The organism is Streptomyces sp. BBFR25 (assembly GCF_044590125.1).
GTDB lineage: Bacteria > Actinomycetota > Actinomycetes > Streptomycetales > Streptomycetaceae > Streptomyces > Streptomyces canus_D.
In genome coordinates, this window is record NZ_CP172447.1 from 6,561,465 (window position 1) to 6,574,967 (window position 13,503).

Consider the following 13,503-nt stretch of genomic DNA (forward strand, 5'->3'; position numbering starts at 1 on the left):
ACCGTAACCAGGCCGTTCTTGACTGAGCGGCGACCGGATCGTTTGGATCGACGGATGACTTCCACCGCGAAAAGCAGCAGGTCCAGGACTAGGCACACCGGCGCGGCGGCCGTCGCGCTCACCGCCGCCGCGGCGCTGCTCGCGGGCTGTTCCTCCGGCTCCGACGACACCTCCGACAACCCCCTCGCGGGTGACAAGGCGGAGGCCGGCACCGTCGTCGTCGGCTCGAACAACTTCGCCGAAAGCACGCTGCTCGCCGACATCTACGGAGAGGCGCTCAAGGCCAAGGGCCTCAAGGTCACCTACAAGCACAACATCGGCAGTCGCGAGACGACGTACGGCATGATGAAGAACGGCTCCGTCACGGTGCTGCCGGAGTACAACGGCTCGCTGCTCGCCTACCTCGACCCGAAGGCCGAGCAGGGGTCCGTCGAGGCGGTGAACGAGGCGGCGAAGGCCAAGCTCGACAAGAAGCTGACGCTCCTCGAGTCGTCCCCGGCCGAGAACAAGGACTCGGTGAGCGTCAACGCCGAGACCGCGAAGAAGCACGGCCTCACCGCCGAGTCGACCCTCGCCGACCTCAAGGACGTCGCGCCGGAGCTGGTGATCGGCGGCTCGCCCGAGTTCCAGACCCGGCAGCAGGGGCTCAAGGGCCTGGAGTCGGTGTACGGACTGAAGTTCAAGTCCTTCAAGGCGCTCGACGCGGGCGGCCCGCTGACCCAGGCGGCGCTGACCAAGAACGACGTGCAGGCGGCCGACGTCTTCACCACCGACCCGACCATCATCAAGGAGAAGTTCGTCGTCCTGAAGGACCCGGAGAACCTCTTCGGCCACGCGAACGTGACCCCGCTGGTCACCAAGGACGGGCTGGACAAGGAGGGCGTGGCCGCGCTCAACGCGGTCTCCGCCAAGCTGGACACCGAGACGCTCCTCGACCTGGACGCGCAGGTCCAGCTGGACAAGAAGGACCCGCTGGACGTCGCCAAGGCGTGGCTGGAGTCCGCGGGCCTCGTCTGACGGACGCTCGAAGACGACGCGCTACGACGCCGCGGCCCCGGTCGCGGCGTCGATCAGCTGGTCGATCAGGGCGAGGAGGACGTCCCGGCTGGACGTTCGCTCCCGCGCGTCGCACAGCAGCACCTGCACGTGCTCCGGCAGCGCGAGGGCCTCGCGGATCTCCGCGGCCGGGTACGGGTGCCGGCCGTGGAAGCCGTTGACGGCGACGACGAACGGGATGCCCCGCCGCTCGAAGAAGTCGATCGCGGCGAAGCTCGACTCGGGCCTGCGGACGTCGACCAGGACCACCGCGCCGAGCGCCCCGATCGCCAGGTCGTTCCACATGAACCAGAAGCGCTGCTGACCGGGCGTGCCGAAGAGGTACAGCACCACGTCCCGGCCGATGGTGATCCGGCCGAAGTCCAGGGCCACGGTCGTGGCCCGCTTCTCCTCGATGCCGGCGAGGTCGTCGATGTCGAGGCCCGCCGCGGTCAGCGGCTCCTCGGTGCGCAGCGGGGCTATCTCGCTGACCGACCCGACCATGGTGGTCTTGCCGACGCCGAAACCACCGGCGATGAGGATCTTCACCGCCTCGGGCGCGGTGGAGCGGGCGGATGCCGTGGGCGTCTCGGCGACGCGCTCAGAGCCGGCCAAGGCCGTCCCTCACTTTCTGCAACAGGTCCAGGTCCTCGGTGGCGCGGGAGACGGGGTGCGGCGGCCTCGCGGTGATACGGCCGGCCTCCAGCAGGTCCGAGAGCAGGATGACGACCACGCTCACCGGCAGGTCGAGACGGGCCGCGATCTCCGCCACGGCGACCGGCCGGGCGCACAGCCGCAGGATCCGCAGGTGCTCGGGCTGCGGACGCGCCGCCCGGGCGGGCTGCGGGTCGAGCGCGGTCACCGTCGTGATGAGGGTGAAGTCGGCGCGGCTGGGCCGGGTCCGGCCGCCGGTCAGGGTGAACGGCCGTACGAGCCGGCCCCCCGCGTCGCCTCCGGTCACGTCACTCGCCGGGTCCCGCGGTGGCCCGCGGTGCCGCGCTCAGGTGCTCGCCGATCTTCTTCACCAGCATGTTCATCTGGTACGCCACCACGCCGACGTCGGCGTTCGGCCCGGTGAGCACGACCAGGTGCGCGCCGGGGCCCGCGGAGGTGAGTATCAGGTAGCTGTTGGCCATCTCGATGAGCGCCTGGCGCACCGGGCCGCCCCGGAAGTCCATGCTGACGCCCTTGCTGAGGCTCATCAGGCCCGACGCGGTCGCCGCCAGCCGCTCGGCGTCGTCCCGCAGGAACCCGGTGGACTTGCTGACGACCAGTCCGTCCTCGGAGAGCACCACGGCCTGGTTCACGTCGGCGACCCGCTCCACGAGTCCGGTGAGCAACTGGTCCAGCTCGGTGTGCGTGGCGGGGGAGGGTCGGGTCATCGCGTGTCCTTCGTCGGCGGTCGGCGGTCGGGGGTCGGGGTCGTGGGGGCGGAGGAGAACACGTGCCCGTCGGTGTCGCTGTCGGTGCGGGCGTCGTCGGCGTCGTCCGGGGTGTCGGCGTCGTCTTCGGTGTGGGCCCGCAGCGTGCCGCGCTGGAAACCGGCGAGGGACGAGGCGGCGCGCTCGGCCGTGAAGTCGGCGTAGTCGTCCCCGGACGCGCCTCCCGAACCGTTCCGGCGGCCGCCCGGGTCCTCCTCGCGCAGTTCGGCGGCGAGGCTGGTCTGCGGCACCCGGCGGGGCAGCGGCACCAGGCCGCCGCGCTCGTCGAAGGAGCCGTTGGGGGAGCCGCCGGAGGAGCCCGCCGAGGCCGCGGACCGGCTCGCGGGCGCGGGCCGGGAGGACCGTACGGGCCGCACGGACCGTCCGTCACCGGGCGGGTCCCCCTCCGGCCCCGAGGCGGTGGTGGAGGGGGCGGCAGCGGCGGCCGGATCGGCGGGGCCGGCCGGGTCCGCCGAGTCGCGCGCGGTGACCGCGGAGACCCCGGCGACCCGGCGGTCCCGTACGCCGGTCACCGGGGCGCCGGTGCCGTCCGCCCCGCCGACCGGCTCGCGCACCACGATCTCGTGCGGGATCAGCACGATCGCCGTGGTCCCGCCGTACGGTGAGGAGCGCAGCGTGACGGTGATGCCGTGCCGGTGCGCGAGGCGGGCGACGACGAACATGCCGAGCCGCAGGTCGTCGGCGAGCGCCACCACGTCGAACTGCGGGGCCACCGCGAGCTGGGCGTTGAACGACGCGTAGTCCTCCTCCGACAGGCCGAGCCCGCGGTCCTCGATCTCCACCGCCAGGCCCTTGGCGACCAGCGCCGCCCGCACCCCCACCGGATTGGGCGCCGGGGAGTACGTGGTCGCGTTGTCGATCAGCTCGGCCAGCAGGTGGATCACGTCGGCCACCGCGGGCGGGGCGAGGGCCACGTCCTCGTCGGCGTGCAGCTCCACCCGCTGGTACTCGGCGACCTCGCCGACGGCACTGCGCAGGATGTCCACCAGTGACACGGGTTCGCGCCAGGTGCGCCGGGGCTGCTCACCGCTGATGATGACGAGGTTCTCCTCGTAGCGCCGCAACTGGCTGGCCGTGGAGTCCAGTTCGTACAGGCCCTTGAGGATCTCGGGGTCCGTGTGCTCGCGCTCCAGGGCGTCCAGCTTGCCGAGCTGCATGTTGACGAGGTTCTGGCTCTGCCGCGCGATGCCCAGGATGACCTTCTGGAAGCCGCGCCGGGTGTCGGCGAGTTCGACGGCGGTGTGCACGGCGGTGCGCTGCGCCGTGTTGAACGCCTGGGCGACCTGGCCGAGTTCGTCCTGTCCGTAGTCCAGCGGCGGGGTCGCCGAATCGACGTCGACCGTCTCGCCGCGCTCCAGCCGGGCCACCACGTCGGGCAGCCGTTCCTCGGCCAGGCTCAGGGTGGCCAGCCGCAGCCCGCGCAGCCGCCGGGACAGCGAGCGGGTGATGCGCCAGGACATCACGATGCAGAGCACCAGGGCGATCAGACCGCCCGCGCTGAGGACACCGGCCTTGATCAGCAGGCCCCTGGCCTCCTCGGCGCTGCGGTCGAGGAGACCGTCGGTCTGCTGCCGGATGAGCTGGGTGTACTGGGCGGAGATCGCGTCGAAGGCGGTGTTCCAGCGCTGCCGCGCGTCCGGCAGGTCGATCCGTTCGCCCCCGCCCGCCGAACGGGCCTCCAGCACCTGGTCCTCGACGTCCTGCAGGGACTTCCACTCCGGGCTCGCGAGGATGCGCTCGGTCTGCGTCTTCGCGCTGCCGGTCAGCGAGGGAACGACCTGGTCCCGCACCAGCCAGCGCCGGGTGTGCACCAGTTGGGCGAAGTCGGTCCACTGCTCCTGGCCCATCCGGTCGGACGGCCAGGCCAGGGTGAGCCGGGCGTCCTCCTGGGAGGCCAGCTCGGCGGCGTGCTCCAGGGCGACCAGCGGACCCGCCCGGGACGTGAGGTCTCCGTCGTCGACCTGGGAGAGTTCCTGGAAGGCGTGGATCTGCTCGTCGACGATCGAGGTGTACTGGTCGAGCGCCTGCTCGGGGGTGATGTCGCTGGGGTCGTCCACCTGGTTGCGGTAGTACTCCAGGCTGCCCAGCGAACCGAGCACCGAGTACAGCCGGTCCGAGATCCGGTCGGGGGCGCTCTCGATCGCGTCGGACTGGCCCACGAGCTGGGCGACCGCCTCGTCCGTCTTGCCGCGCTGCGCGTCCAGCTCCGCCCGGTCGCGGTCCGGCGCGGCCAGCCAGGCGGCCGACAGGCTGCGCTCCTTCTGCAGGGCCAGGGCGGCCTCGGTGCCCATGGCGCCGGTGTCGCGGCTCAGCTCCGTCTGCGCGCGCAGCCGCAGCCCCTCCGAGAACATCTGGATCGTCGTGACACCCCACACGGCCGCGAGGGTGACGCCGGGCACCAGGGCCAGGAGGATCAGGGACAGGCGTATGGAGCCGAGGCGGCGCCGGGCGCGCTTCCTCCGGGTCCCCCGAGCCGCCCGCGTCTCCCGAGTCTTCCGTGACTTCCGTGCAGACATCGTCGTCCTAGGCGATCAGTGGGCGAGGGGAGCGGAGGCGGGCGGGCGCAGTCGGCCGCGGTTTCCGGTCACCGGGTGCCGCCCGCGGCGAACTTCGCGACCGAGTCGGCGTTGGTCCGGGTCACGAACGCGGGGCCGGTCAGCACGGGGGCCACCCCGCCGCCGCTGACGTTGCCGTTGGTGCGGTAGAGCCACAGCGCGTCCACCGCGAGGTAGCCCTGCAGGTACGGCTGCTGGTCCACCGCGAACTGGACGTCCCCGCGCTTGACCGCGGCGACCAGGTCCTCGTCGAGGTCGAAGGTGGCGACGTGCGCGGAGCTGCCCGCCTCGTCGACCGCCTCGACGGCGGTGAGGGCGAACGCCGCGCCGTTCATGACGACCTCGTCGATGTCGGGGTCCTGCCGCAGCCGCGCCGCGACGGCCGCGCCGACCGCCTTCATGTCGGTGCCCTCGACGTAGAGCATCTCCGTCTCGCCCCGGAAGGTCTTCTTCACCCCGGCGCAGCGGGCCTCCAGGGCGACGTTGCCGCGCTCGTGGATGACGCACAGGGCGTGCTGGGCCTTGAGGTCGTTCAGCTTGTTGCCGACGGCCCGGCCCGCGACGCTCTCGTCCTGCCCGAAGTACTCCATCAGTCCGGTGGAACGCCAGGCGTCGATGCCGGAGTTGAGGCCGACCACGGGGATGCCGGCGGCCTTGGCCTCGGCGACCGGCGCCTTCATCGCCTGCGGTTTGGCCAGGGTCACCGCGATGCCGTCGGCCTTGTCGCGGACGGCGTCCCGCACCAGGTCGGCCTGGTCGGCGGTGTCGGCGTCCCCGGCGTAGGTCAGGTCGACGCCGTCCTTGGCGGCCGCCGCCTCGGCGCCCTTGCGCACCCGGTCCCAGAAGGCGTCGCCCTCACCGCCGTGGGTGACCATGACGATCTTCATCCGGTCGCCGCCGGACCCGCCCGCGGCGTCGGCCGCCGAGCCGTCCTCGTCCCCGCCGAGGGCGGAGCAGCCGGCCGCCAGCAGACAGACGGCCGCGGCGAGGGCCGCGGCGCGCAGGGGTCGGGGGGAGTGAGTGGGCGGGGGAGCTGTACTCATGGGGGCGGGGGCACCTCGCTGTGCGGCCGAGCAGGAGGAACGGAGCGAGCCGGCCCGGAGCCGCGGGTCAGTGCGCCAACCGGGTGAAACTCGCCTGGCCGGAGCAAACCGTGTGTGACCGCTGGTAGTCAAGTGACCAGCGAACTGCTGCGAGTTGTCGGTGCCGCATCGTGATGAACGGGACGGCGAAAGCGGGCCGAAGCGGAATGCCGGGCGGTATGCCCGGTCGCGTGCGCGGCGGTGTGCGCGGGGGTGCGCGGTGGGTGAGCGGCGTGCACCAGGTCTCCACCAGGGCTGATCTGATGGACAGTTAGTCCGTGAGTTATCGTGTGCAAGGGTAAAAACAGGCTGCATGGTCTGTTGAGTTCCAGCCCGGGAGAGTCCAGCCGATGGCGAGGCAGCTACGCGCCGAGCAGACCCGCGCGACGATCGTCGGTGCGGCGGCCGACCTGTTCGACCGGCACGGCTACGAGTCGACCAGCCTGAGCGAGATCGTCGCCCACGCCGGGGTCACCAAGGGCGCCCTGTACTTCCACTTCGCGGCGAAGGAAGACCTCGCCCACGCCATCATGGAGATACAGTCCCGCACCTCCCGCCGACTGGCGAGCGACCTGGACGGGCGGGGCTTCTCCTCGCTGGAGGCGCTGATGCGCCTCACGTTCGGCATGGCCCGGCTCTGCGAGGAGGGGCCGGTGCTGCGGGCCGGGCTGCGGCTCGCCACCGCGGGAGTGCCGGTACGGCCGCCGTTGCCGCACCCCTTCACCGAGTGGCGGGAGATCGCCACGTCCCGGCTGCTGAACGCCGTACGGCAGTCCGACGTGCACCCGGACATCGACGTCGACTCCGTCGCCCACACCCTCGTCTGCTCCATCGTCGGCACCCGCGTGGTCAGCGGCACCCTCGAACCGGCCGGGCGCCAGCCCCGCCGCCTCGCCGAGATGTGGTACATCCTGATCCGCGGCATGGTCCCGGTGACCCGGCGCGCCCGCTACCTCACCCTCGCGGCCCGTCTGGAACGGGAGACGGGCCCGGCCTGACCGGTACGGTGACGGGCATGCCCGACACCCCGCTCGCGCCCGCCCCCGTCATCGTCGCCGACGAGCCCGGCTCCTTCCCGCACGGCGTGCTGGCCGAGCGGCACCCCGCCATCGTGCGGCAGGTGCGGGACGCCTTCCCCCTCGAACCCGGACGGCGCCAGGCGCTCGACGCGCTGCTCGCGAGCTGCGCCGACGGCGTGGTCGAGCCGCTGCCCGCCGACGCCGACCCCACCGGCCGCGACCGGGACCGCTGGGCGCGGTGGGGCATGGACGCGTACGCCGGCCGCTCCTGGTACGACGTGCCCTGGCTGTGGGCCGAGAGCCACTTCTACCGCCGCCTCCTCGACGCCGTCGGCTACTTCGGCCCCGGCGCCTGGCGGGGCGTCGACCCGTTCCGGCCCGCCAAGCTCGCCGAACTCGACGCGCCGGAGACGGACGAGGAACTCGCCGCGCTGGACGGCCTCGGCGGCCTGCCCGCCGACGAGCGGGCCCGGGCCCTGCTGCACGGCTCGCTGTGGGGCAACCGCGCCGACCTCGGCTTCCGCCTCTCCGACCGGGGCGCGGACACCGGGCGCGCGGTGGAGGCCCTCGTCGCCGACGACAGCGACACCCTGTGGTCCCTGCTCCCGGCCCCCGGGACGGGCGCCCCGGGCCGGGGAGCGGCCACGCTGTGCCTCGTCGCCGACAACGCCGGCCGCGAGCTCGTCCCCGACCTGCTCCTGGTCTCGCACCTCCTGGCCGAGGGCCGCGTCGACCGGGCCGTCCTGCACGTCAAGCCGTACCCGTACTACGTCTCCGACGCCACGCCCACCGATGTGCTCGACGCCCTGCGGCGGCTCGGCACGGCGGGCGGCGCCGCGGCGGCCCACGGCGAGCGGCTCTGGACCGCCCTGACCGACGGCCGCGTCACGGTCCGCGCCCACCCCTTCTCCTGCGCCCCGCTGCCGTACGCGGACATGCCCGACGACCTGCGCGAGGACTTCGCCGCGGCCACCGTCACCGTCTTCAAGGGCGACCTCAACTACCGGCGTCTGGTGGGCGACCGGTGGTGGCCGCCGACCACCTCCTTCGCGGACGTCACCGCGTACTTCCCCGGCCCCGTCGCCGCGCTGCGCACCCTCAAGTCCGACGTCGTCACCGGTCTCGACGCGAAGACCGAGGCCGCGCTGGAGGCGAGCGGCGAGCGGAGTTGGCGGACGAGCGGCACGCACGCGCTGATCCAGGTCAGGGTCTGAGGAAGCACGGAGGAGGCAGGGAGGAAGCCCTGAAGGGGTACTGAGGGAGGACGAGGGGAGAAGTTCCCGCATTTCGGGCTGATTCACGCGATGGTGTGATCATGTGCTGCCCGGCGGATGCCTCCGGAGGGGCCTGGGTAGGGCCCGGCCATGACGCAACAGCCCTTCCAACTCCCGCACTTCTACCTGCCGCACCCGGCGCGGCTCAACCCGCATCTCGACGAGGCCCGCGCCCACTCGACGACGTGGGCGCGCGAGATGGGCATGCTGGAGGGCTCCGGGGTCTGGGAGCAGTCCGACCTCGACGCCCACGACTACGGCCTGCTCTGCGCCTACACCCACCCCGACTGCGACGGGCCGGCGCTCTCCCTCATCACCGACTGGTACGTGTGGGTCTTCTTCTTCGACGACCACTTCCTGGAGAAGTTCAAACGCAGCCAGGACCGCCTCGCCGGCAAGGCCCACCTGGACCGGCTTCCCCTATTCATGCCGCTCGACGACGCCACCGAGACGCCCGAGCCGGAGAACCCGGTCGAGGCCGGTCTCGCCGACCTGTGGACCCGCACGGTGCCCTCGATGTCGGCCGACTGGCGCCGCCGCTTCGCCGTCGCCACCGAGCACCTGCTCAACGAGTCCATGTGGGAGCTGTCCAACATCAACGAGGGGCGCGTCGCCAACCCCGTCGAGTACATCGAGATGCGCCGCAAGGTCGGCGGCGCCCCCTGGTCCGCCGGGCTCGTGGAGTACGCGACCGCCGAGGTGCCCGCCGGCGTCGCCGGGACCAGGCCGCTCCGGGTGCTCATGGAGACGTTCTCCGACGCGGTGCACCTGCGCAACGACCTCTTCTCCTACCAGCGGGAGGTCGAGGACGAGGGCGAGCTGAGCAACGGGGTGCTCGTCCTGGAGACCTTCTTCGGCTGCACCACCCAGGAAGCCGCCGAGCTGGTCAACGACGTCCTCACCTCGCGGCTGCACCAGTTCGAGCACACCGCGTTCACCGAGGTGCCCGCCGTCGCCCTGGAGAACGGCCTGACCCCGCCTCAGGCCGCCGCCGTCGCGGCGTACACGAAGGGCCTCCAGGACTGGCAGTCCGGCGGCCACGAATGGCACATGCGCTCCAGCCGCTACATGAACAAGGGCCAGCGCCCCCTGGCCGGCTGGCAGGCGCTGACCGGGCCCGGTACCTCCGCCGCGGACGTCGGCGCGCTGCTCGCCGCGGCGGCCGCCCAGCGGGCCCGCCCTTACACCAACGTGCCCTTCCAGAAGGTCGGTCCGTCCGTCATCCCCGAGATCCGGATGCCGTACCCGCTGGAGCTGAGCCCCGCCCTGGAGGGCGCCCGGCGCCACCTGGCCGAGTGGTGCGCGAGGATGGGCATGCTCAGCGAGGGCGTCTGGGACGAGGACAAGCTGGAGAGCTGCGACCTCCCCCTGTGCGCCGCCGGTCTCGATCCGGACGCCACCCAGGACCAGTTGGACCTCGCCTCCGGCTGGCTGGCCTTCGGCACGTACGGCGACGACTACTACCCGCTCGTCTACGGCCACCGCCGGGACCTCGCCGCCGCCCGGCTGACCACCGCCCGCCTGTCCGCCTGCATGCCGCTCGACGGCGAGCCGGTCCCGCCGCCCGTCAACGCCATGGAACGCTCCCTGATCGACCTGTGGGCGCGCACGATGGCGGGCATGACGCCCGAGGAGCGGCGACCGCTCAGGGCGGCCGTCGACACGATGACCGAGGCCTGGGTGTGGGAGCTGTCCAACCAGATCCAGAACCGTGTCCCCGACCCGGTGGACTACCTGGAGATGCGGCGGGCCACCTTCGGCTCCGACCTCACCCTGGGCCTGTGCCGCGCCGGACACGGCCCGGCGGTGCCGCCCGAGGTCTACCGCAGCGGCCCCGTCCGCTCCCTGGAGAACGCGGCGATCGACTACGCGTGCCTGCTCAACGACGTCTTCTCGTACCAGAAGGAGATCGAGTACGAGGGCGAGATCCACAACGCCGTCCTCGTCGTGCAGAACTTCTTCGGCGTCGACTACCCGGCCGCCCTGGGCGTCGTGCAGGACCTGATGAACCAGCGCATGCGCCAGTTCGAGCACGTCGTCGCGCACGAACTCCCCGTGGTCTACGACGACTTCCAGCTGTCCGAGGAGGCGCGGAGCATCATGCACGGCTACGTCACCGACCTGCAGAACTGGATGGCCGGGATCCTCAACTGGCACCGGAGCGTCCCGCGCTACAAGGCCGAGTACCTGGCGAGCCGCACCCACGGCTTCCTCCCGGACCGGATCCCGGCCGCGCCCGTGCCCTCACCCGTGCCCGTGCCGAGGAGCAGTCCCGTCCTCACTCCCTGACCGACGTTCAGTCTCACTCTTTCGTGGCTCGTCACGCGCCGGTGCGCCGGGTAGAGCACCTGCCGGAGGCGATCCATGGAACAGACAGCGTTGCGTCCCAAGCCGATGCCCGGCCGGGACCCGGGGCCCGGCACCGAGCCCGACACCGCCCGGCGCCCGCACACCGGGCGCCGGCGCCGCCGGCGGCTCACCACCCTGCTGCTCGGTGTGCTCACCGCGACGGTCCTGCTCCTCGCGGGCGTGGGACTCGGCACGGTGGGCGCCACGGTGATCGGCATGAGCAAGCTGGCCGAGATGCAGCAGCAGGCCGCGGCGGCGGGACCGGGCAGCGGGGCGGCGGGGCCGGGAGGGAGCGCCGGGGAGGCGACGGGAACCCGGGCCGCCCCGGCGCACCCGTCGGCCGCTCCCTCGGCGGGTTCCTCCCCCTCCCCGGGCTCCCCGGCGCCGGTCGGCGCGACCCTCGGCGTGGAGGCCGTGGACGACGAGAAGCCCGGCGCCCGGGTCGTGGGCGTCCACGTGCCGGGGCCCGGGTACGCGGCGGGCCTGGTGCGGGGCGACGTCCTGCTGGCCTTCGGCAGGACCCGCGTCGACTCGGCCGCCGACCTCGCACACGCCGTGGCCCGCGCCCGCCCCGGCAAGAAGGTCAAGCTCACGGTGCGCCACCGCAGCGGCGGCTACCAGCAGCTGACGGCCGTGCCGGGCGTCGTCACGTGACCGTACGGAAGTGGCTGGTGAGCCGTCCGGCGTCGTCCAGCACGTGGAAGGCGAGCCCGACCGGCGCGTCGCGGTCCGCGATCTCCTCGCCCTCCCAGGGCAGCCGCAGCGTCCACGTCACCCCGGGTCCGACCACCAGCGGCCGCCCGGCGAACACGGTGGCGGCGGGCGAGTGGGCGTGACCCGTGATCAGCCCGGCGATCCGGGGCCTGCGCTCCAGCAGCGCGGCCAGGCGCTCGGGGCGGCGCAGCCGGTAGGAGTCGGGCAGGGGGTGGTGCACGGCCGTGGGCGGGTGGTGGAAGGCGAGCAGGGCCGGAACACCGTCGTCGAGCCCGTCGAGCGACGCCCCGATCCAGTCGTACGTCTCCTCGTCCAGCTCGCCCTCGTCGCTGCCCGGGACGCTGGAGTCGCACATCAGGACCGCGCCGCCGTCGAAGACGTGCAGGTCGTTGACCGGGCCGTCGGCTGCCGGGCGGTTGAGCAGGGCCTTGCGGTAGGGCGCGCGGCCGTCGTGGTTGCCCGGGCAGGTGAGCACGGGGAACGGCGCGGAGCCGTCGCGCAGCCCCAGGACGCGGGCGGCCTCCTCGTACTCGGCCTCCGTGCCGTGGTCCGCGATGTCCCCGGTGACCAGGAGCGCGTCCACCCGCCCCGGCAGCCGCCACAGCCGGTCGCGCACCCGCTCGGCGCGCTCCGTCGCCCGCGGGCTGCCGTCCAGGTGCAGATCGCTGATGTGCGCGAGTACGAGCACGGTGTCGGCCTCCTCCGGACGTCCGGCCGCGGACGCCCCCGTCGCTAATGCTTGGAAGGCATCCAATCATTAGTCGCCGGGGTCGCACCATGCCAATCGGCTCGCGTCGCCCCCGTCCTGGGGGCAGGATGCTGCCCGTGGTCCCTTCACCCTCGTGCCCCGGGAGGCCCGGATGACCGGCAGCAGGCCCGCTGCTCCCTTCACCGCCGACGACTACCGGACCCGCATGGAGCGCGCCGCGCGTGCGGCCGCCGACGCCGGGCTGGCCGGGCTGCTGGTGGCCCCGGGCCCCGACCTGGTGTGGCTCACCGGCTACGCGCCCACGGCGGACACCGAACGGCTCACCCTGCTCGTCCTCGCCCCGGGACGCGACCCCGTGCTCGTCGTCCCGGCTCTGGAGGCCCCCGACGCCGCGAAGGCGGCCGGCGCGTCCGCCCTGACGCTGCGCGGCTGGACCGACGGCAAGGACCCCTACGCGGCCACCGCCGCCCTCCTCGACGGAACCGGACGCCTCGGCATCAGCGACAACGCCTGGGCCCTGCACCTGCTGGCGCTCCAGCGCACCCTGCCCGACACCTCGTACGCCTCCCTCACCGAGGCGCTGCCGATGCTCCGCGCCGTGAAGGACGCGGCGGAGCTGGAGCTGCTGGCGGCGGCGGGCGCGGCCGCGGACGCCGCCTTCGAGGAGATCCGGCAGGTCCGCTTCGGCGGGCGCCGGGAGTCCGAGGTCGCCGCCGACCTGGCCGAGTCGCTGCGCCGGTCCGGGCACTCCCAGGTCGACTTCACCATCGTTGCCTCGGGCCCCAACGGCGCCAACCCGCACCACGAGGTCGGCGACCGCGTCATCGAGGACGGCGACATGATCGTCCTCGACTTCGGCGGACTCAAGGACGGCTACGGCTCGGACACCTCCCGCACCGTCCACGTGGGCGAACCCACCGACGAGGAGCGCCGGGTGCACGACCTGGTCCGCGAGGCGCAGGAGGCCGGTTTCCGGGCGGTGCGGCCCGGCGCCGCCTGCCAGGACGTAGACCGGGCCGCCCGCGCGGTCATCGCCGACGCCGGGTACGGCGAGTACTTCATCCACCGCACCGGGCACGGCATCGGCGTCACCACGCACGAACCGCCCTACATGATCGAGGGCGAGGAGCAGCCCCTGGTGCCCGGCATGTGCTTCTCCGTCGAGCCCGGCGTCTATCTGCCCGGCCGGTTCGGGGTACGCATCGAGGACATCGTCACCGTCACCGCGGACGGCGGCCGGCGGCTCAACGACACCACCCGGGAGATGGTCGTCGTCGAGTGACCGGTGACGCACGGACCCCGAACGCCCCGGCAGACCCGGAGG

General features: G+C 73.0%; 12 protein-coding genes. 6 read left to right on the forward strand and 6 right to left on the reverse strand.

Annotation, left to right across the window (positions count from 1 at the left end; genetic code table 11):
- Window positions 1-54 precede the first annotated feature (54 nt).
- Window positions 55-1,017, forward strand: a complete 963-nt coding sequence (locus tag ACGH52_RS29905; RefSeq protein WP_059298296.1) for an ABC transporter substrate-binding protein — start codon at window positions 55-57, stop codon at window positions 1,015-1,017.
- Window positions 1,018-1,038: 21 nt separating this feature from the next.
- Here the strand turns inward: ACGH52_RS29905 and ACGH52_RS29910 are convergent, their stop codons facing one another.
- The 5 genes from ACGH52_RS29910 to ACGH52_RS29930 all read right to left on the reverse strand — a co-directional run bounded on the left by ACGH52_RS29910 (window position 1,039) and on the right by ACGH52_RS29930 (window position 6,075).
- Complete coding sequence (locus ACGH52_RS29910) at window positions 1,039-1,650, reverse strand: GTP-binding protein (protein ID WP_399943767.1); 612 nt, start codon at window positions 1,648-1,650, stop codon at window positions 1,039-1,041.
- Window positions 1,637-1,996 (reverse strand): DUF742 domain-containing protein, encoded by a 360-nt coding sequence (locus ACGH52_RS29915; RefSeq protein ID WP_059298299.1) that lies wholly within the window; start codon window positions 1,994-1,996, stop codon window positions 1,637-1,639. Before ACGH52_RS29915 ends, ACGH52_RS29910 begins: the two co-directional genes overlap by 14 nt.
- Window position 1,997: 1 nt before the next feature.
- On the reverse strand, window positions 1,998-2,417 hold the full coding sequence (locus tag ACGH52_RS29920) for a roadblock/LC7 domain-containing protein (protein WP_003972853.1): 420 nt from the start codon (window positions 2,415-2,417) through the stop codon (window positions 1,998-2,000).
- A complete protein-coding gene (locus ACGH52_RS29925) occupies window positions 2,414-4,993 on the reverse strand; it encodes a nitrate- and nitrite sensing domain-containing protein (protein WP_399943770.1) in 2,580 nt (859 codons plus the stop codon). Before ACGH52_RS29925 ends, ACGH52_RS29920 begins: the two co-directional genes overlap by 4 nt.
- A gap of 68 nt (window positions 4,994-5,061) precedes the next feature.
- Window positions 5,062-6,075, reverse strand: a complete 1,014-nt coding sequence (locus tag ACGH52_RS29930) for a substrate-binding domain-containing protein (RefSeq protein ID WP_399943773.1) — start codon at window positions 6,073-6,075, stop codon at window positions 5,062-5,064.
- Window positions 6,076-6,464: 389 nt separating this feature from the next.
- On the opposite strand from ACGH52_RS29930, the gene ACGH52_RS29935 reads away from it, so the two are divergent.
- The 4 genes from ACGH52_RS29935 to ACGH52_RS29950 all read left to right on the forward strand — a co-directional run bounded on the left by ACGH52_RS29935 (window position 6,465) and on the right by ACGH52_RS29950 (window position 11,410).
- Window positions 6,465-7,112 (forward strand): ScbR family autoregulator-binding transcription factor, encoded by a 648-nt coding sequence (locus ACGH52_RS29935; RefSeq protein ID WP_121700669.1) that lies wholly within the window; start codon window positions 6,465-6,467, stop codon window positions 7,110-7,112.
- A gap of 17 nt (window positions 7,113-7,129) precedes the next feature.
- Window positions 7,130-8,347, forward strand: a complete 1,218-nt coding sequence (locus ACGH52_RS29940; RefSeq protein WP_399943776.1) for a damage-control phosphatase ARMT1 family protein — start codon at window positions 7,130-7,132, stop codon at window positions 8,345-8,347.
- A 150-nt stretch (window positions 8,348-8,497) separates the two neighbouring features.
- Window positions 8,498-10,696, forward strand: a complete 2,199-nt coding sequence (gene cyc2, locus ACGH52_RS29945; protein ID WP_399943779.1) for a germacradienol/geosmin synthase Cyc2 — start codon at window positions 8,498-8,500, stop codon at window positions 10,694-10,696.
- Window positions 10,697-10,771: 75 nt separating this feature from the next.
- Window positions 10,772-11,410, forward strand: coding sequence for a PDZ domain-containing protein (locus ACGH52_RS29950; protein WP_399943781.1), 639 nt, complete (start codon window positions 10,772-10,774; stop codon window positions 11,408-11,410).
- Here the strand turns inward: ACGH52_RS29950 and ACGH52_RS29955 are convergent.
- Entirely contained in the window at window positions 11,403-12,158 is a 756-nt protein-coding gene (locus tag ACGH52_RS29955) for a phosphodiesterase (protein WP_399943784.1), read from the reverse strand. The two genes, ACGH52_RS29950 and ACGH52_RS29955, sit on opposite strands and share 8 nt — an antisense overlap.
- 172 nt (window positions 12,159-12,330) lie before the next feature.
- Here ACGH52_RS29955 and ACGH52_RS29960 point away from each other — a divergent pair, with 172 nt between their 5' ends.
- Window positions 12,331-13,461 carry an aminopeptidase P family protein gene (locus tag ACGH52_RS29960; protein ID WP_210974588.1) on the forward strand — a complete coding sequence of 377 codons (1,131 nt, stop codon included), beginning with the start codon at window positions 12,331-12,333 and terminating at the stop codon, window positions 13,459-13,461.
- Window positions 13,462-13,503: the final 42 nt, after the last annotated feature.